The organism is Nocardia ignorata NBRC 108230 (assembly GCF_001612905.1).
Classification (GTDB): Bacteria; Actinomycetota; Actinomycetes; order Mycobacteriales; family Mycobacteriaceae; genus Nocardia; species Nocardia ignorata.
The window spans coordinates 35,048-54,263 of sequence record NZ_BDBI01000019.1 but is presented as its reverse complement, the minus strand read 5'-3'; the positions used below and the strand labels follow the sequence as shown (position 1 = coordinate 54,263).

Annotated in this window: 12 protein-coding genes; 6 read left to right on the top strand and 6 right to left on the bottom strand. The window is 70.5% G+C overall.

Annotated elements, in window-relative coordinates; translation table 11 throughout:
* Positions 1-526: YdcF family protein (locus NI2_RS16945; RefSeq protein ID WP_167355147.1), on the top strand; the 526-nt coding region annotated here is incomplete at its 5' end.
* A 139-nt stretch (positions 527-665) separates the two neighbouring features.
* Positions 666-1,463: a putative protein N(5)-glutamine methyltransferase gene (locus NI2_RS16940; RefSeq protein ID WP_067491973.1), complete on the top strand. Its 798-nt coding sequence runs from the start codon at positions 666-668 to the stop codon at positions 1,461-1,463.
* Between the two features lie 54 nt (positions 1,464-1,517).
* Here NI2_RS16940 and NI2_RS16935 read toward each other — a convergent pair whose 3' ends face one another.
* Entirely contained in the window at positions 1,518-2,345 is an 828-nt protein-coding gene (locus NI2_RS16935) for an SDR family NAD(P)-dependent oxidoreductase (protein ID WP_067491971.1), read from the bottom strand.
* A gap of 30 nt (positions 2,346-2,375) precedes the next feature.
* On the bottom strand, positions 2,376-3,950 hold the full coding sequence (locus NI2_RS16930) for a succinic semialdehyde dehydrogenase (protein ID WP_067491969.1): 1,575 nt from the start codon (positions 3,948-3,950) through the stop codon (positions 2,376-2,378).
* A 144-nt stretch (positions 3,951-4,094) separates the two neighbouring features.
* Between NI2_RS16930 and NI2_RS16925 the strand changes: the two genes are divergently transcribed.
* Positions 4,095-4,775, top strand: coding sequence for a TetR/AcrR family transcriptional regulator (locus NI2_RS16925; RefSeq protein WP_067491967.1), 681 nt, complete (start codon positions 4,095-4,097; stop codon positions 4,773-4,775).
* Here NI2_RS16925 and NI2_RS16920 read toward each other — a convergent pair.
* Positions 4,736-5,683: a DMT family transporter gene (locus NI2_RS16920; RefSeq protein ID WP_067491965.1), complete on the bottom strand. Its 948-nt coding sequence runs from the start codon at positions 5,681-5,683 to the stop codon at positions 4,736-4,738. The two genes, NI2_RS16925 and NI2_RS16920, sit on opposite strands and share 40 nt — an antisense overlap.
* A gap of 242 nt (positions 5,684-5,925) precedes the next feature.
* Between NI2_RS16920 and NI2_RS16915 the strand changes: the two genes are divergently transcribed.
* The 3 genes from NI2_RS16915 (at position 5,926) to NI2_RS35180 (ending at position 10,038) form a co-directional block, all read left to right on the top strand.
* Positions 5,926-6,615 (top strand): response regulator, encoded by a 690-nt coding sequence (locus NI2_RS16915; protein WP_067491963.1) that lies wholly within the window; start codon positions 5,926-5,928, stop codon positions 6,613-6,615.
* Positions 6,616-6,629: 14 nt separating this feature from the next.
* The gene (locus NI2_RS16910; protein ID WP_208115325.1) at positions 6,630-7,637 is read left to right on the top strand and encodes a HAMP domain-containing sensor histidine kinase; all 1,008 of its coding nucleotides are present in this window, start codon (positions 6,630-6,632) and stop codon (positions 7,635-7,637) included.
* 70 nt (positions 7,638-7,707) lie between these two features.
* On the top strand, positions 7,708-10,038 hold the full coding sequence (locus NI2_RS35180) for a DUF4153 domain-containing protein (RefSeq protein ID WP_243749672.1): 2,331 nt from the start codon (positions 7,708-7,710) through the stop codon (positions 10,036-10,038).
* Positions 10,039-10,120: 82 nt separating this feature from the next.
* Here the strand turns inward: NI2_RS35180 and recD are convergent, their stop codons facing one another.
* From recD to recC, 3 genes are all read right to left on the bottom strand, one after another.
* Positions 10,121-12,133: an exodeoxyribonuclease V subunit alpha gene (gene recD, locus NI2_RS16900; RefSeq protein ID WP_067491984.1), complete on the bottom strand. Its 2,013-nt coding sequence runs from the start codon at positions 12,131-12,133 to the stop codon at positions 10,121-10,123.
* A gap of 91 nt (positions 12,134-12,224) precedes the next feature.
* Positions 12,225-15,587 carry a UvrD-helicase domain-containing protein gene (locus NI2_RS16895; protein ID WP_067491959.1) on the bottom strand — a complete coding sequence of 1,121 codons (3,363 nt, stop codon included), beginning with the start codon at positions 15,585-15,587 and terminating at the stop codon, positions 12,225-12,227.
* A gap of 88 nt (positions 15,588-15,675) precedes the next feature.
* Positions 15,676-19,083, bottom strand: coding sequence for an exodeoxyribonuclease V subunit gamma (recC, locus tag NI2_RS16890; RefSeq protein WP_067491957.1), 3,408 nt, complete (start codon positions 19,081-19,083; stop codon positions 15,676-15,678).
* Between the last annotated feature and the right edge of the window lie 133 nt (positions 19,084-19,216).

Below are 19,216 nucleotides of genomic sequence, written 5' to 3'. Positions count from 1 at the left end.
GTCGACGCTGCCCAATCCGCTCCCCTCCCTCATCGGACCCCAGACCGGCATCGTTGCACTCGGGTACGGTCTGCTGCCCGACGGTGCGTTGCGCCCGGAACTGGAGAACCGGCTCACGGCCGCCTGGTTGCAGGCCATCGCGGCGCCGTTCTCGCCGGTCGTGGTCACCGGCGGCAACCCGCAGAACGGGATCTCCGAGGCCGAGGCGATGCGGCGGTGGTTGATCGGGCGCGGGTTGCCCGCCGATCGGATCCATGTCGAGGACCGGGCCGGGTCGACGGTGCAGAACGCACTGTTCAGCACGAAGCTGCTGCGCGATCTCGGCGCGAACAGTGCGGTGGTGGTGACCTCTCCCAACCATATCCGGCGTGCCGTTGCGGATTTCATTGTCGCGGGGACGAATGTGGTGGGCGCTATGACGTCGTTGGAGCAGTTGGTCTCGCAGCTGCCGCCGCCTGATCGTGGTGCTCAGCGGGGGATCTATCTCGACGCGACGCGGACGTTCGAGCTCGACAGTTCGCGCTGACAGGCTGATTTAGGCGTACGGAACCACCTCGGGGTTTTGCGGTAGGTGGCGCACTCGAGCAGTGCCGTGTGACCGGGAATGCTGACATGGCGGATTGGGGGGATTCGCAGCTGGTTGTTGGGGCGGGCACAATCGGCGGATGGGTAGTACCGGGTCTGTCGATGTGGTTGCCGCTTTGCGGCGGGCGGGGTGTGTTTTCGCCGAAGACGAGGGCGCGTTGCTGATCGAGGCGGCGGGTGCTGATTCAGCGCGGCTGGATGCGCTTGTGGCGCAGCGGGTTTCGGGGGTGCCGCTCGAATATCTGTTGGGCTGGGTGGAGTTTCGTGGGGTGCGGGTCGGGGTGCGGGCGGGGGTGTTCGTGCCGCGTCAGCGGACGGCGTTTCTGGTCGAGCAGGCGCTGCGGGAGGTGACGGCGGAGTGGGTTCGTATCGTCGATTTGTGTTGTGGTTGTGGGGCACTCGGGCTCACGGCCGCCACGGAACTGACCGGGCGTGGATGTTCGGTCGAGTTGGTCGCCGCGGATATCGATCCGGTGGCGGTGGCGTGTGCGCGCGAGAATCTGGCTGCGCTGGACGCACCCGTCTACGAGGGTGACCTCTTCGACGCGCTCCCCACCGAGTTGCGCGGGCACGTCGATGTACTCCTCGCGAACACCCCGTATGTGCCGAGCGCCCACATCGCCGATCTGCCGCCCGAGGCGCGCGAGCACGAACCACTCGTCGCCCTGGACGGTGGCGACGACGGCCTCTCGATATTCCGCCGGGTCGCCGAGGGGGCGGCGGAGTGGCTGGCGCCGGGCGGCTCCGTCTACGTGGAAACCGGGACGGGGCAGGTGGATTCGGCGCTGACCGTGCTGCGCGAGCACGGACTGGCACCCCGGGTCGAGCATTCCGAGGAGTACTACGCCACCGTGGTGATCGGCACCCGTCGGGATTGAGCAGACACAACGATGCCCCCGCCGACCATCAGGCCGACGAGGGCATCGCGACGGCTACTTGCGCCCGGTGAACTGATCCATCGAGTGGTACACACCGACCGCGTTGAGGTACAGATCGCGGATCTTGATCGGCAGCAGGCCGGTGAGCGCGCGGTTCATCCGCGAGGTCCACGGCAGCACCACCAGGGCGCCGCCGTTCTTCATCTCCCGCCAGGAGGTGTCGACGACGTCGTTCTGCTCGAGCATGGGGGTGAACAGGATTCCCTTGGCGCCGTCGAACATGCCGGTGTTGATGTAGGTGGGACAGACCGTGGTCACCTTCACGTGGTCGTGTCCGGCCTGCTCGAGCTCGAGCCGCACCGAATCCGACCAGCCCAGCGCCGCCCACTTCGACGCCGCGTACACCGCCATGCGCGGATTGGCGACCAGACCGGCCGAGGACGCGATGTTGAGGATGCGCGCCTGACCGGCACCGGCCACCATGCCGGGCAGGAACTCGAGGGTGACATACATCGGGGCCAGCGAGTTGATCGCCATGGTCTTGTCGATGTCGGCGCGGTTCTCGGTCTCCCAGAAGTAGGTGTTGCCGCGCACGATCCCGGCATTGTTGACCAGGATGTCGATGCCGCCGATCTCCTTGCGGACCGCCTCGGCGTTCTCGCGGATGGAGTCCTGCGACGACACGTCGACCACGTACTGATGCACCTTGCCGCCCTGCGCGGACAGCTGTGCGGCGGTCTCGCGCAAGGCGATCTCGTTGATGTCCCACAGCACCACCGCGTCGGCGCCCTCACGCACCGCGTGCTCGGCGAACAGCTTGCCAAGACCCATGGCGGCGCCGGTGACCAGCACCCGCTTGCCCGCGACCGATTCCATCTTCATGTGCTACCTACCCCTGCTCGTTCGTGCGCGCTACTTCTGGCGCAGCGTCTTCATGGCACCGAGAACCAGCGTCATCGTCTTGGCCCACAGCTGCTCGGACATACCGGGCAGCGGCCCGATCGGCAGCACGCGCTGCACCGCGACGGTCTGGGTGTCGACGTACTTCAGCAGGCCCTCGGGGCCGTGGCGACGGCCCTGACCCGAGATCCCGAGACCACCCGAGGGTGCGTCGATGCTGCCCCAGGCGGCGGCGAAGCCGTCGTTGACGTTCACCGATCCGGCGTTGATCCGTGCCGCGACCTCGCGGGCCCGGTCCACGTCGCGGCTCCACACGCTGGCGTTGAGGCCGTAGGCGGTGTCGTTGGCCGCCTCGACGGCGTCTTCGTCGGAGTCCACCTTGTAGACCGAGACGACCGGGCCGAAGGTCTCCTCGCGGTAGACCGTCATGCCGGGAGCCACGTCCACCAGCACGGTCGGCTCGTAGAAGTAGGGGCCGAGGTCGGGACGGGGACGGCCACCGGCGAGCACTTTGGCGCCCTTGGCGACCGCGTCGTCCACGTGGGCGGTAACGGTGTCGAGCTGGCGCTGGAAGGTCAGCGAACCCATGTCGCGGCTGTAGTCGAGTTCACCACCGAGCGACATGTTCTTGACGTTGCCGACGAATTCGGCGACGAATTGGTCGTAGACCGAGGCGTCGACGTAGATGCGTTCCATCGATTCGCACAGCTGGCCGGCCGAGGAGAAGCACGCGCGCACAGCCACTTTCGCGGCCTTGGACACGTCGGCGTCGGCGAGCACGAGCAGCGGGTTCTTGCCGCCGAGCTCGAGCGAGTAGCCGATCAGGCGTTCACCCGCCTGCTGGGCGATGGTGCGGCCGGTGGCGCTGGACCCGGTGTAGTCGACGTAGTCGGCGCGGGCGATCACGTCGCCGCCGATCTCGCGGCCGCGACCGAGCACCGCCTGCCACAGCCCACGGGGCAGACCCGCGCGCTCGGCGGCGTCGATGGCCCACAGGGCCGACAGCGCGGTCTGGTTGTCGGGGCGCGCGATCACGGCATTGCCCGCGATCAGGGCGGGCAGGGCGTCGGAGGCAGACAGGGCGAGGGGGTAGTTCCACGGCGAGATCACCGCGACGACGCCCTTGGGCCGGTTGTGCACATCGACGGCGGTGAGCACCGGGAGCACACCGCGCGGCTTGCGGTCGGCCAGCAGTTTGGGAGCGACGGCGGCGTAGTAGCGCGAGTTCAGCGCGACGTCGGCGACCTCGTCGAAGGCGTGCGGGCGCGACTTGCCCGTCTCGGTCTGGACGATGTCCAGCACGGTCTCCTGCTCGGCGAGCACGATGTCGTGGAAGCGGCGGATGATCTCGACGCGCTGCTTGACCGGCACCTTGGCCCAGTCGCGCTGCGCGTGCCGGGCGACGGCGAACGCGCGGTCGATATCGGCGACCGAGGACTGGGGCAGGTCACCGATCTTGTGGCCGGTGGCGGGAGCGAAGACCTCGACCGACGGTGCGCCACCGGCGACGGCCCGGTCGAACAGAGGCTTGACCAGCGTTTTCGGCAGCGCGGTCGGTTCGGCGGTCAATTCAGGGGCGGTCGTCATTGTCGGCCCTTCTCCTCACCAGGTGGTCGCGCGGTGCAGGCGCGGATATTCGGCTATTTGCTGAACACTAGTGTTAGATTAATGCGTGGGCCCGGGTTCGTGTCAAGCTTTCGGCAGCGAGTTCGCCGACGGAGTGGAGGTGCGATGACCGAGGAGGCGACGTCGGTGCGTCGCGGTAGGCCACCGCAGACCCAGGAGCAGGCCGAGGAAGTGCGTGCCCGGATCGTCGAGGCGACCGCGGCGGTGTTCGCGCGCAACGGTTCGCGCGGGTTGAGCGTCGCCCAGATCATCGAGCAGGCGGGTCTGGCCCGGCCGACCTTCTACCGGTACTTCAGCAATGCCGCCGAGCCGTTGCGCGCGGTGCTCGACGCGAGCAACGACGGGCTGGTCGGTGGGATCAGCGCGGCGCTGGCCGGGACCGACGAGCCGGTGCAGTTGGGCATCCGGCTCATCGACGCCTATGTGGACTGGGCGCGCGGGCACGGTGCGATGCTGCGGCCGTTGTTCGCCGAGTTGCACGATCCGGGTTCGCCGGTGTCGGCCTATCGCGAACGCGCGCTCGACGACATCCGGGATCTGGTGCGCAAGACGTTCGGCGAGCTCGGCCGTACGGTGCCCGCTCCGCTCGATCTGGACGCGGCGCTGCACGTGTGCGAGTACGTGGTCTACCGGCTCACGGCCGATGCCGAGCCGGGCAGCGATCCTGACCCGATCCTGGTGTCGGAGGCGAGGGTGACCATGATCCGCATCCTGCTGGTCACCCTCGGCACCCGCGACGACCTCGCCTACGCGATGGAACTGCCCGGTCTGTTCCCGGATTCCTGAGTACGCTGCGGACGGCTCGCCGCGACGAGCGCGACCGACAGCAATGCCGCACCGAGCCAGCCCATCGGCGACAGGCGTTCGGCGAGCACCAGCACCGCCAGCAGGGTGCCGGTGAGTGGCTCGAGCAGGGCGAGCAGGGCGCCTGTTCCCGCGCCGACACCGGTGAGACCGCGGAAGTACAGCGTGTATGCGATCGCGGTGGGGAACAGTCCGAGCGCGAGAATCGTCACCACCGAGCCGGGGGCGAGATCGACGGCTCGGGTGGTGAGAACGGCCGGGACGGCGAGCACAGTCGCGCCGATGGTGAATCCGACTCCGGTGGCAGTCACCGGGTCCAGGCCCGGCACCTCGGACGCCGAGACCAGTGTGAGCAGCGCGAACGCCGACGCCGCGGCGACGGCGAGCGCCGCACCGAACAGCACCCCGGAACCGCCCGCACCCGGAGTTCCGACGAGCAGGACGAGACCGAGGAGTGCGAGGGCGATGCCTGCCGCGCGGCCTGTATCGAGGCGTTGTCGGCCGGTGACGTATTCGAGCCCGGCGACGATCACCGGGGACATGCCGATGGTGAGCAGCGTCGCCAGGCTCACCGACGACAGCGCCACGGCACCGAAATAGCAGCCCTGGAAAATCGGTGCGAGCAGGGCGATCGCGGCGATGCGACGCCAGGCCGGTCCACCGCGCGGTATCGCGCGCCGGGTGAGCACGCACAGCCCGAGCAGCAGCAGGCCGCCGACCGCCAGCCGCACAGTGGCGACCGCAATCGGTGACAGTCCCGTCTCGCGCTGGACCACAGTGCCGAGCAGTCCGCCGGTCCCCCACAGGACGCCCGCGAGCACGAGTTCGGTGATGCCTGCCCGGCGGAGTGCGGTGGGCCGGGACGCTCGCCCGGCAAGAAGAGAAGACATGAAAGCTCCTGCGACAGAAGGAATGAGTGGTCGCGAGAAGCGAGGTGCGGACATGCGGAACCGCTGTGCCGTCGACCCGACGGCGGGGGCCTGCCGACCCGCGCCGCGCGCGGGGGCACCTCGCTCAGGAGGTGGGCGGCGGAGTGCAGCGGAAACGCGGGTTCACCCGGCCGAGGATACTCCACACACAATCTCCACATTTGGCGACGGAACCCTCCACACCCGGTCGCTAGGGTCGCAGCATGGAACTCAGTGGGGGTACGGCGCGGCGGGTCCTCGTCGTCGACGACGAGGTGACGATCGCCGAGTCGGTGGCGGCGCGTTTGCGCGCCGAGGGATTCACCGTGGATCTGGCGCACGACGGTCCGGCGGCCGTGGCCGCCGCGGCGGCGGGGGAACCGGATCTGGTGGTGCTCGATGTGATGCTGCCCGGCTTCGACGGTCTCGAGGTGTGCCGGCGGATCCAGGCCGAGCGTTCGGTTCCGGTGCTGATGCTCACCGCGCGCACCGACGAGACCGACCAGCTGATCGGGCTCGGCGTCGGCGCCGACGACTATCTGACCAAGCCGTTCTCCATGCGGGTGCTGGCCGCCCGGGTGCACGCGCTGCTGCGGCGGGTGGAGCGGGCCGCCGACCGCGGTGACAGCAGCATCGTCGTCGGTGATCTGCGGATCGACCTCGCCGAGCGCCGGGTGTGGCGGGGCGAGACCGAAGCACGGCTCACCCCGCTGGAATTCGATCTGCTCACCCGGTTGGCGCAGCGGCCGCGTGCGGTGCTGGCCAGGGAGCGGTTGCTGGAGGACATCTGGGAATGGTCGGACGCGGCGGGCACCCGGGCGGTGGATTCGCACGTGAAAGCGTTGCGGCGCAAGCTCGGTGCCGACCTCATCCGCACCGTGCACGGTGTCGGCTACGCCCTGGACGCACGATGAGCGTGCCGACCACGCTGGACCGGATCGCCGACCGGTTGCCCCGCCCGCTCGACCCGCTGCGCTCGATCAAGCTGAAACTCGCTGTGCTGATGGTGTGTTCGGGTGCGGTGGCGTTCGCCTACTTCTGGTTCCGCATCGGCTGGTTGCCGACGTTCACCACCCTCACCGCCATGTTCATCGCGTTGGTCACCTCGCAGATCCTCGCGCACGGCATCACCCGGCCGCTGCGCGAGATGACGGCGGCGGCCCGGCGAATGGCGCAGGGCGACTACAGTTTCCGGGTGCGGGCGTCGTCGCGGGACGAGGTGGGCCAGCTGGCGACCGCGTTCAACCAGATGGCCGCCGATCTGGCCGCGGCCGACCGGCAGCGCCGCGATCTCATCGCGAATGTGTCGCACGAATTGCGCACACCGGTCACCGCGCTGCACGCCGTCCTGGAGAACATCGTCGACGGGGTGAGCGACCCCGACCCGGCCACCCTGCGCATCGCGCTGGCACAGACCGAACGGCTCGGCTTGCTCGTCGCCGAACTCCTCGACCTGTCGAGCATCGAGGCGGGGGCCAGTCCCCTGGATCGCGAAACCCTCCCGCTGACAACACTTCTGACGGAAGCCATTGCCGAGGCCGAGGTGATGACGGCCGCGCTCGGTCGCGGGGTGCGGTTCACCACGACGGTCGAACCGGCCGACGCGGTGGTCCTGGGCGACCGCGCCCGGCTGCACCAGGTGCTGTTCAACCTCCTCGACAACGCCGCCCGGCACGGGCCCGCCGGCGGTGAGGTACGCGTGACCGCCCGCGCAGGTGCCGACACGGTGGTCCTCGAGATCCAGGACGACGGCCCCGGCATCCCGGAAGCCGACCGCGCCACCGTCTTCGACCGTTTCACCCGGGGCGGGCGCACCGACGGCGGCGGTACCGGGCTCGGCCTCGCCATCGCCCGCTGGGTCGTCGACCTGCACGGCGGCACGATCGCGGTGGCCGACCCCGGCTCGCGCATCCGGGTAGTCCTGCCCACTTCCTGACTCACCCACATCACCACCCCCGACCACTGGTCCCGGGGGCGGACGAGCACACCTATTTTCGAGGGGAAACATGACGAAATCGACGACGGAGCGGTCCGGCGAGGACAACGAGCTTCCCGCTGCCACACCGAATCCGGCGGACGCTGCCGGGGCAGATGCGGATCGCGGAGACTCTTCCGCACCCGCCACACCCGAGGGCCGAATCGAGCCGAGCCCGGAAGTCGGCCCCCTCGCCCTCGCCGGGCCGGACACCGGCCGGTCCGAGGCGACACCCGATGCCGCCCCACCCGGTGCGAAGGAGCAGAGCGGGTTCGGAGCGACGCACCACGGCGCCGATTCCGGCGATTCGACCGCGAATCCTGTTGTCCCCGCGATCATCGCACAGGCCGCCGCCACCACGGCGCTGCTCTCCCAGAAGGGCAATCAGCCGTCCGATACCGCGCAGTCCGGTGATTCGGACACTGCAACTGCCGATTCCGGCGCTGACACCACCACCCGGGCGCGCAAACCTGTCCAGTCCGATTCGACCCCCGCACCTGATAGGGCCGCGCCCAACGAATCACCAGGCTCCGTGGTCGAGCCGACGACATCCCCCGCAGGCCGGTCGGCATCGGGCAGTTCCACTCCCCCGTCCTGGACATCCGGCTGGCAGGCAGCCGCCGTCGAACCGATGTCACCCATTCGGCACACGGCAGCGCCACCACGTCCCCCGGCCCCACCGCGCTGGCGCCGCGTCGCCCGCCCCTCCGGCGTCCTTCCGGCCGCAGCGCTCGTCGGCGTCATCGGCGCCACCGTGATCCCCACCGACCGCCCCGGCATCGGCTGGCTCCTCACCGGCACCGCCATCACCGCCACCCTCTGCGCCGTCGACCAGCGGGCGCGCAAAAATACCACGCGAACGTCGGAGCGAATTCCTGCTGCGCCGGAGGGCGATTCAGTGGATCGCGACGAGAAGCCGGTGGTAGCCGCCGACACGACGACGGCACCGAGCGTGACCGGCACCCGAGTCGCCCACGATTCCCCGACCGAGCAGACGAAGGCCATCACGCCCTCGATGCCCGCCACGGCGACGCCCGGCGCACGCTCGGATACCGCTGCGAGCGCAGCCGCGGAATCAGATGCCGACCCCAACACCACCGCGAGTGCGGCAGCTGGTGGCAGTTCGATTGTGGGAGTGGTGCAGCGGGTGGCGGTGCGGTGGGGGCGTGGTTGGTGGGTCGGGGTGGCGTTGGTGCTGTTGGGGGTCGGGGCTGTTCGGGCGGCGGGGTGGTTGTTCGCGTGGTGTGTGGTCGGGGCCTGTGTGGCTGGGTCGTTCGCGGTGTTGGGGCGGCGGAGTACGCGGGGTGTGTGGTTCGACATGATCGCGGTGCCGGTCGAGTCGTTCGTCGCTGTGCCGTGGGCGTTTTCGGGGGTGCGGCAGGCCGGGACGAGCGAGTTGTCGCGGGTGCGGCGGTACGGGGCTTCGGTGGCCGCGACGGCAGCGCTGCTCGTGGTGTTCGTGCCGCTGCTCGGTGGGGCCGACGCGACGTTCGCGACGCTGTTGAGCGGCCTGGTGCCCCAGGTGGACTCGGCCGCCGCGTGGGAGTGGCTGTTCATGTTCGCCGTGCTGGGGATGGGCGCGTTGGGTGCGCTGTATCTGTTGGCCGGACCGCTGCCCGCCGCAGGCGATGCTGGACGGCCGAGCCGGTTGTGGACGCGCAGTGAGTGGGCGTTGCCGGTCGCGGTGCTTGCGGTGTTGTTCGGGGTGTTCCTCGGCGGCCAGTTCGTCGCTCTGTTCGGCGGCGACGATTACGTGCAGCGCACCGCGGGACTCACCTACGCCGAATACGCGCGCAGCGGCTTCTGGCAGCTGTCGGCGGTGAGCATCCTCGCCCTGGCCGTGATCGCCGCGGTCCTGCACTTCTCGGCCAAGCACACCGCCGCCGACCGGCTGTGGGTGCGGGTACTGCTCGGTGTGGTGAGCCTGCTGACGCTGATCATCGTCGTCTCCGCGCTCGGCCGCATGTGGACCTACCAGCAGGCCTACGGGTTCACGGTGCTGCGTCTGCTGGTGTCGATGTGCGAGCTGTGGGTCGGGTTGCTGTACGTGCTGATGCTGGTCGCGATCGCGCGGCTGCGCTGGAGCTGGGTGCCGCGCGCGGCCGTCGGCACCGCCCTCGCCACGCTCGTCGCGCTCGCGGCGATCAACCCCGAACACCTTGTCGCCGAAAGGAATATCGCCCGCTGGGAACAGAACGGGCGGCTCGACGCCGACTACCTGACGTCCCTGTCCCCCGATATCCTCCCGGCACTGGAGGGTCTGCCCGACCCCCTGCGCGCCCAGATCGAGCCGAGCATCCGCAGAGGCCTCGACGACGACCCCTGGTGGGCCTGGAACCTGTCCCGCAGCTCCGCCCGCTGACCTGGACACTCGATCACCACGCTCTGACGGCGGGTTTCGGCCCGAAATCCCGCCATCAGAGCGTGGTGATCTCGATCGGACCTCAGGTGGCGAGGGTGGTGCGGGTGAGACCGCTGGCGCGCAGAACGCGGCGGGCGATGGCGGCGCGGATGGCGTCCTCGGTACCGATGATGCGCACGTGGGTGCGGGCGCGGGTGATCGCGGTGTAGAGGAGTTCCCTGGTGAGGAGCGTGGACTCCGGTTCGGGCAGGACCACCGAGACGGTGTCGTACTGGCTGCCCTGGCTGCGGTGGATGGTCATCGCGAAAACCGTGACGACCGAGGGGAATTGGGTGGGATGCACGAGGTAGGGCTCGCTGCCGCGTTGCAGCGCGGCACGCAGCGAACCGTCGGGGCGGCGAATGATGACGCCGGTGTCGCCGTTGTAGATGCGCGCCTCGTGGTCGTTGGCGGTGACCAGCAGCGGTTGACCCGGATACCACACCGCTTGCGGCCCTTCGGGTCCCGCGCCACCGGCAGCCGCCCATTCGGCCGCCATCCGGTCCCACCGCTCCACACCGAACGGGCCCTGCCGATGCGCGCAGAGCAGACGATGTGATTCCAGCGCGCCGAGCGCACCGACCGCGTCACCGGCTTCCGCCGCCTCGGTGACAGCGAGCGCGGCGGTGGTCACATCGGCGCGCACCGCACGGATATCGTCAGGGCCACACAGTGATACGTCGTCTCCACCGGCGCGCAGAATCGCCAATGCCGCATCGGCGTCTCCTGCTCGGACCGCGACAGCCAGATCCGCGATCCGCCCACCGAAGCGCCGCCCACGGGTCAACCGGACGATGCCGCCCTGCAGACGCCGCATCTCCAGCGCACTGAGCGAATCGACATCCTGCACAGCCGGATTCGCAGAAACGCCTTCCCCATCACCGGCAGGGGTTCTTGCCACCGCATCGGTCACAACGGCAGAGTCATCGGCGGAGGCGGTCTCCTCCCCCGCACGAGCGGCGGCGGATGCCGACCCGGTGTCGGACGTCAGGAGTTCGCGCAGGGCCGGGTTCGGGACGCCGACGACCGGACCGGCGACGAGGTCGGCCAGGACTGCGCCCGCGTCGACGGAGGCGAGCTGGTCGGGGTCGCCGACGAGGATGAGGCGGGTGTCGGGGCGCAGGGCCGAGAACAGGTGGCTCATCATCGTGAGCGAGACCATGGAGGTTTCGTCGACGACCACCACGTCGTAGGGCAGGCGGTTGTGGGCGTGGTGGCGGAAACGGGTGGTGCGGCCGCGTTGCCAGCCGAGCAGGCGGTGCAGGGTGGACGCGGTGAGCTCGGGGAGGCCGAGTTCGGCGGCTTGGTCACGCACGGCTTCCTGCAGGCGGGCGGCCGCTTTGCCGGTGGGGGCGGCCAGGGCGATGCGCAGAGCGGGCAGTTTGGGGGTTGCCCTGCGGTGTGCCGTCAGCAGGGCGAGGATACGGGCGATCGTGTGGGTCTTGCCGGTGCCGGGACCGCCCGCGACGACGGTGGTCCAGTGGGTGGCGGCCAGCGCGGCGGCGAGGCGTTGCCGATCGGGGCCTTCACCGAGGGGGTCGGCGAACAAGCGGTCGAGTTCGGCACGCACGAGGGCGGTGTCGACGACGGGGTGGTCGGCGCTGCGTTCGACGAGTGCCCGGCGCAGCGTCTGTTCCTGTTGGTAGTAGCGGTCGAGGTAGAGCAGCGCCCCACCGTCGGCATCAGCCTCGACCACCCGCAGCGGACGCAACGGTCCGGCCTGACCACCCTGCACGAGCGGACTGGCCCGCAGCGCCGTGAGCACCCGGTCCGTCTCCGGCCACGGCAGCGTCGCGGGGTCGATTCCGGTCACGCCATCACGACTTTCGTCGGCGTCGACACCGATCTCACGCATCCGCGCCAGCTCCAGACACACCGATCCCGACCGCACCGCGCGCACGGCAAGCGCCGCCGCGAACAACACGTCCTCACTGTCCTCACGCCCGAGCCGTCCCAACCGCACGGCCACATGCACGTCGGCGGCCGACAGCACGCCTGCCTCGTTGAAGACCCGCAGCAGACCGGTCCCCCGCTGCGCCACCTGAATCGATGTCACCTTCTCGCCCTCCACCCGGCGCCGGGAACCGTCAGTGCGCGTTCTCGGGCGTCGGTCGACCGGACGCACCCGGCGGAAACAGCTGCACCGGTCATCGACGGCCCTCCCCGGCGAGCAGGTCCGACAGTGCCACAACGAGTTCGGTGGGTGGGTACCAGTCGAAGACGCCGTGGCCGGGTGGAGTGTCGGCGCCGATCATGCCGCGGACGAACAGGTAGCGGGCGCCGCCGAGATGGCGGGCCGGGTCGTAGTTCGGCAGGCGCCACCGCAGATAACGGTGCAGTGCGACGGCATACAGCAGCGCCTGCAACGGATAGTGGGAGCGGACCATTTCCGCGAGCATGTGTTCGCGACGGTAGTGCTCGACCGTGAGGTCGCCCGTGCCGAGTCGGTTGGTTTTGTAGTCGACGATCACGTACCGGAGATCACCGTCGCCCGGTACCCGGAGCACGGCGTCGATGCTGCCGGTGAGGTAACCACGCAGCACCGTCTCGGGCAGGGCGGCGAGGTGATCGGCATAGCCTGCCAGGTCGTCGTCCGGGGGAAGGTGGGTGCGCAGCAGGGCGGCGATATCGCCCACGGTGGCGGCCCGGCCGCGCGGGTCGTCACCGCCGCCGAGCGGTAGTTCGAACTCGAGCTCGTTGAGCCGGTCCCTGGTCGGGATCCGGGCCAGCGAGCCGAAATCGGTCGGCGTGCAGAGGACTTGGAACAACGCCTCCGACAGCAGGTCGACATCGAGTTCGGCCATGGTGTGCTCGACCGCTTCGGCACACCGCGCGCGCACCTCGGCGGCGAGGTCGGCGACGGAGGTGTCGACCGTTTCGAGCACGCCGTGCACGAGGGTGCCGAATTCGGCACCGTAGGGCAGGGCGTTCATCAGCGACGGCGCCGCCGCGATCACCGTCGGCACGTCGAGCGGCGGGGTGTCCGGTTCGTCGGCGGGACCGGGCCCGTCCTCGGGTTCGCTGTCGTTGACCGAGGCCAGGTCGTGCGCGCCCGCGGTGAGCGCCGAGTAGGAGGTGCGTCGCCACAGCTGGTCGAGGGGCCGGTCGAATTCGGCGGCTGCCAACTCACCGGTGGGTAGTTCGGTGCGTACCCGTCGCGGGGCCACGTTCTCGGGGCGGTCGACCGCCGTCACCGAGATCACGTCGGCGGCCGGGGCGGCCCATTCCGAAAGGCGTTGCAGGGCAGCCGCGTCGGCGGGAATCTCGGCACGCCGGGGTACCTGCGACGCGCCGGGACGGCGGCCGAGGATCATCCGGTGCAGTGGCGCTGCACCCGTGGTGACGGCGGGCGCCCACCAGGTGACCACCTGGCACATCGCCCTGGTCGCCGCCACGTACAGCAGCCGCAGCTCTTCGCCGGATTCCTCGGCCTCGCAGCGCAATTGGCGTTCGCCGTAACCGGGGGCATCCTTGCCGCCGATGTCGAGCACCCGGGTGCCGTTGTCGTCGTGGAACAGCAAGGTCGCCGGGTAGGGGTTCTTGGCACTGTCCCACGCGAAAGGCAGGTACACGATGGGGAATTCGAGTCCCTTGCTGGCGTGCACCGTGGCGATCTGCACGGCGGCGGCGTCGCGGTCGAGGCGGCGGCTGCGCCCGCTCACCGAACCGGCCTCCGGGTCGCGGACCCGGTCGGCCAGCCAGCGGGTGAGGGCGGTCAGACCCAGCCCTTCGGTGTGGGCCACTTCGTCGAGGAGGCCGGCCAGGTGGCGCAGGTCGGTGAGTTCGCGCTCGCCGTTGTCGACGGCGAGCAGGCGTGGGGCGAGTTCGGTTTCGGTCGCGAGTTTGTCGAAGACGGCGGCGAATCCGGCGCGGGCGAAGAGGCGGGCCGCCTCACGCAGCTGTGTGGAGATCCGGCCGACGAGATCGGCCCCACCGGCATCGATGTCGGCGAGCGTGACGCCGAGGATCGGCGTGCAGGCCGCCAACCGCACCCGGTCACCGCGATGGGGTTGCTCGAGTGCGCGCAGCACCCACAGCCAGTCGGTGGCGGCCGGGGTAGCGAAAACACTTGTGCCACCGGCGAGTACCGAGGCCACACCGACCCGGTCCAGGGCGGCGCGCACCACGTCGATCTGAGTGCGGGTGCGCACCAGGACCGCGATGTCGCCGGGCCCGATCGGTCTGCGCACCCGGCCGTCGCCGACCTCGGTGAGCGAATAATCCACGCCGCGTTCGGGTTTGGCCTCGATACTTGTGCCGGATTCGAGCAGCGTGACGATGTCGGCGGCGAGATCCTCGGCAACCTTCGCGCGCTGCCTGCCGACCGACGGGAATCCCGACTTGTTCCGCGGCCCGGCGCCGGTGCGCGGCAGTACCCGCAGCCGCAACGGGGTGACGACCTCCGGGTCGCCGTGCAGCCGGGTGTCGGCGCGGGTCGCGGCGACCGGGTACACGCTGATCTCCGGATGACCGAGTTCCGCGCCGCCACAGAGGTGATCGATCGCGCGCAGCAGTCCGGCGTCGCTGCGCCAGTTGCGGGTGAGTTCGCTGCGCTGCCGCGCGTGCGCCACCGCGTCGAGGTAGCTGAGCACCTCCGCGCCGCGGAAGGCGTAGATGGCCTGTTTCGGGTCGCCGACCAGCACCATGGTGGCGTGTTCGTGGAAGGCGCGGCGCAGGATGTCCCACTGCAGCGGGTCGGTGTCCTGGAATTCGTCGACGAGCGCCACCCGGTAGCGCTCGCGGATGCGGGCACAGGCCGCCCGACCGTGCACCGGGTCGGCGAGTACGTCGTGCAGCAGCACGAGCAGATCGTCGAAGTCACGCAGTCCCGCACGGCGTTTGCGGCGGTCGGTTTCGGCGCGCACCGCGGTCGCGAACGCCACCCGTTCGCCCGCGGCGCCCTCGGTGCGTGGCGCGAGTTCGGCGTGCCGGTCGTGGACGGCGGCCAGCGCGAGGATGTGCGCGTCGCGCAGGGTGAAGGGGGCGCGGTCGCGGGCGTAGCGGGCCAAGTACAGGTCGTCGGTGACGGTGGCGACGAGGTCGTCGACCGATTCGACCAGCCGCGCGGCGGGGTCGTGTTCGCCCGCCAGGCCGAGTTCGTCGAGCATGCGCTGGCAGAACGAGTGGGTGGTGGCGATGGTGCCCGCGTCGAAATCGGCGAGAGCGGCGAGCAGCCTGCGGCGGCGCAGCCGCACCGTCGCCGGGTCGGCGGCGGCGAGGGCGCGCACGAGTTCGTCCGGATGTGCCTGTGCCGCAGCGGGTTCGGCCAGTGCGGTGGCAACGGTGACGAACCGGTCCCTGGTGCGTTCGCGCAGTTCCTGGGTGGCGGCACGACTGAACGTCACCAGCAGCAGTTGGGTGATCGAGATCCCCCGCTCGGCCACGTACCGCACCGCCAGCCCGACGATCGCATGAGTTTTGCCGGTGCCCGCGCTCGCTTCGAGCACGGTGGTGCCCTGCGGCAACGGACCAGCCGCATCGAATGCCTCGGTCGGCGGGGCCGACATCATCCCGGTCACCGCTTCGGCCCCTGGTACCAACCGGCTCGCGCCCAGCCCGCCTCGGTCGCCCACAGCGCCCCCACGGGCAGCGATGTCTTCATGGTTGCCCCTGACTTTCGGCGGCGAGCAACGGGCCCCACCAGCGGCGGGCGATGGCACCGAAGCGGGTGGTCTCCGGCTCGCCGGGGCGGGCGGGTTCGGCGATCAACCGCTCGAAACGTGGGGCGCGCCCCCAGATGTAGCGCAGGTAGCGGTCGGTGTGGTCACCGAATTTGTCCGGGCCGTTGGGGCCGCCGTCGAAGGCGTGTTCGGCGGCGAGCAGGGCATCGGCGACGCTGTCGCCACGGAAGCGACGTTCGGCGTAGGCGGCGGTGGCGGTGGCTGCGACGGGCAGGGGTTCGCACAGGCCCTCGTCACGCAGACGGACCAGATCGCGCAGGATCGACAGGGCCGCAGGTGGTTCGGGTGCGGTGATGATCGACCGGGTGACCGGGCGGCTGCGGAACTGGCCGCGGCCGGTGCTGATCGCCCGCCACGACCGGTCCTCGGTGGCGGCCAGCGCGAGCAGCGAAACCCACGCTGCCAGACGATGTTTGGGGGCCAGGCGGGAATACGTGGTGCGGACGAGGGTTTCGCCACGAACTTCGGGGACGGTACCGGCGAGGGTGCGACCGTTGCCCAGGTCGACGGCGATGTCCACCGCTCGCGGGCTCGCCTCGTAGTCCGGCAGCGCGGTGCGCACGATGGTGTCGACCGTGCCCTCCACCTCGTCGAGCACGCGGGTGCCGAAACCGAAGGGCGGCAACGTCCCCCGTCGCCACTCGGCCGCGCGCAGGCCCGCCGGGTCGGCGCCGGTGAGGCGGGCGGTGAGCATCCGCTCCCCCAGGTCCCACTTGGCCAGGCCGTCGAGTTCGATGGGCAACTGGTCGGCGATGTCCTCGGATTCCTCGGGGACCCGCAACCCGAGCCGCTGCCACAGGAACGCGCGCACCGGGTGTTCGGCGAACGCGATCAGTTCGGCCAGTGCCACGTCCGCGGGCGGGCCGGGCGGGAGTGGTTCGGCGAGCAGCGGTGGGCGCGGGCGGGACGGACGCGCGGCAGCTCGGGCGCCCGCGAGGGCGACGGTGTCGAAGCTGTGTGGGCGCTCCGGTGAGAAATTGCGCCGGTCGAAGGCCTGGAGCGGATGCCGGATGTGCACGTCGGACATCGCGGCCGAGCCCACGTGGGTGGCGAGCACGTCGAGCAGTTCGGCCACCGGGACAGCGGGCGGGCGGGGTGCACCGGTGACCGGGTCGGCGCCGGTGTGCAGCACGAGCAGCTGTTCGGTGGCGGCCATGATCGCGTCGAGCAGCAGCTGCCGGTCCTCGCTGCGGGCGTCGCGTTCACCGATCAGCGCGTCGCGGGCCAGCAGGTCGTCGCCGTCGACGCTGCCGGTACGCGGGAAGATGTCGTCGTCGAGGCCGAGCAGCACCACCACCCGGTGCGGCACCGATCGCATGGGGACCAGCGAGCACACCGTGAGCTCACCGGTGCGGAAGTTGGCGCGCCCGGGTGCGCCCGCGAACCGGGAGGTCAGCAGCACCGCGACATCGGCCAGCCGCAGCGGTGCGTCACCCGCGTGCTCGGTGGCGGCGACGATCTCGCGGCGCGCTTCGGCCCGGATCCAGGCGTAGGAGTCCGGCACATCGGTGAGCAGCTCGAGCGCCCGCAGCAGCACCGCCGTCCACTGCGCGGCGGGCCGGGGACCGCGCAGGTCGCGCAGGCAGACCGCGACCCGGTCGACGAACTCGGCGAAGCGCCCCGCGAGGTCGACGTCGTTGGAGTCCACGTCGTCGAGGGGCAGGGCAAGGTCGAGCCAGTCGTCACCGGACTCGTCGGCGGTGACGCCGAGCAGGATGCGGTCCACGGCGGCATTGAGGGTGTTCTGGGCGAAATCGGCCAGGCCGAACGCCTCCCGCTGGCGCTGCCCGACACCCCAGCGCGCACCGGACTCGGCGGCCCAGCCACGCAGGCGTTCGATGTCGTCGTCGTCGAAACCGCAACGACGGCGCACGCTTTCGGCGGCGGCCAGGTCGAGGACCTGCGTCACGGTGACGCGCCCGTCGGCCAGTTCGAGCAGATCGATCACCACCGCGAGCATCGGGTTGGTCACCGCCCGGCCCCGGTCCGCCAACCGCACCCGCAACTGATGGGCCGGATGCTCGCCGGCGACCGGCTGATCCCCGGTGCCCGATCCGCGCTGCCCGAAGGCTGCCCGCACCAGCGGGGCATAGGCCTCCACGTCCGGGCACATGATGAGCACGTCGCGCGGTTCCAGCGTCTGATCGGCGGTGAACGTGCGCAGCAACAGATCCCGCAGCACCTCCACCTGCCGGGCCGCACCGTGACAGGCGTGCACCTCGATGCTGCCGTCCGGCACCACCCCCGCCTCCGGGGCACGGTCGTCGCGGATCGCGCACTGCACCCGGCCGAGCAGGGTCGTCGAATCGAGTCGCGCCGAAAGATGACTATCGCTGTCCAGCAACGGTTTCAGCCGCAGCTCCAGCTCCCGGACGTCACGGCCGAGACCGGCGAGCAAGGGGTGCGAAACGTGATCCGCGGTCCGATCGGCAGACCGGGGCGCCGCCGAGAACTGCTGAACCCCAGCTGGATTCGCCCGCGCCGGCCCATCCCGATCGGCGACCGGATCCGAGCCGTCCCCGACCGGCGGACCACCGGCAGCATCGGCGAGTGCCGTCCACAGCACCGGACTCGGATGTGCCAGCCACAGGTGCACATCGCGATGGGCGGCGAGGGCGGCGAAGACGGCGAGCTGGTCGGCGGGCAGGCGGGTGAGGCCGAACAGCGACAGGCGCTCGGGCAGGTCGACGGACGCGGGGTCGGTGCGCAGCCGGGCGCAGGCGTCGGCGAGGCGTTCGGCGGGGCTCGGGGAGCCGATGGCCGTGCGCAGTGCGCGCCAGAGTTTCGGCTGCCACGCCAGGTCGTCGGGCACCGGGCCGCCCGCACCGTCGCCGTCGACGCCAGCGACCCAGTCGAGCAGCACGCGCGGACGCTGGGCGGCATAGGAGTCGAACACGGCGGCCAGGTGGGCGGCGGTCGAATAGCGCCTGCCGAGCCGGTGATCGCCGCCGGGCAGCCCGAGATGGCGGGCCAGCACCGCCGCCCACGGTTCGGCGGCCACCTCGTCGATCACCCGCAGCACCGACCACACCATCCGCTGCCCGGACCACGGGTCGTCCTCGGCGGTGATCCCGTTCGCGGCGGCCAGCACGTCGGCGACCAGCGCGGCAGGTGAGGGGAAGGAGATGTTGGCGGCTACCCCGTCGCCTGCGCTGCCCACGCCGAGCACACCGGACAACCGCTGCGCCAGCCAGCGCTCGACACCTTTCGCGGGAACGGCGACCACCTCGGTGGCGAAAGGATCACCGGGAGCGACCGCGAGCACCTGCCCGAGACCGTCGGCCAGCGCGTCGGCGCGTTCGGCGCGATGGAGGTGCAACGGCATCCGTCGTTTATACGCCCAGCGACCGACCCGCAATCATGCGACCCCGCCCGCACCCCCGGCAAGAGCTAGTGAAATAGACCACACTGCAACGCGTTACCGGCCACGCCTGCGCCGGGACGAAACCGGGGCGTGG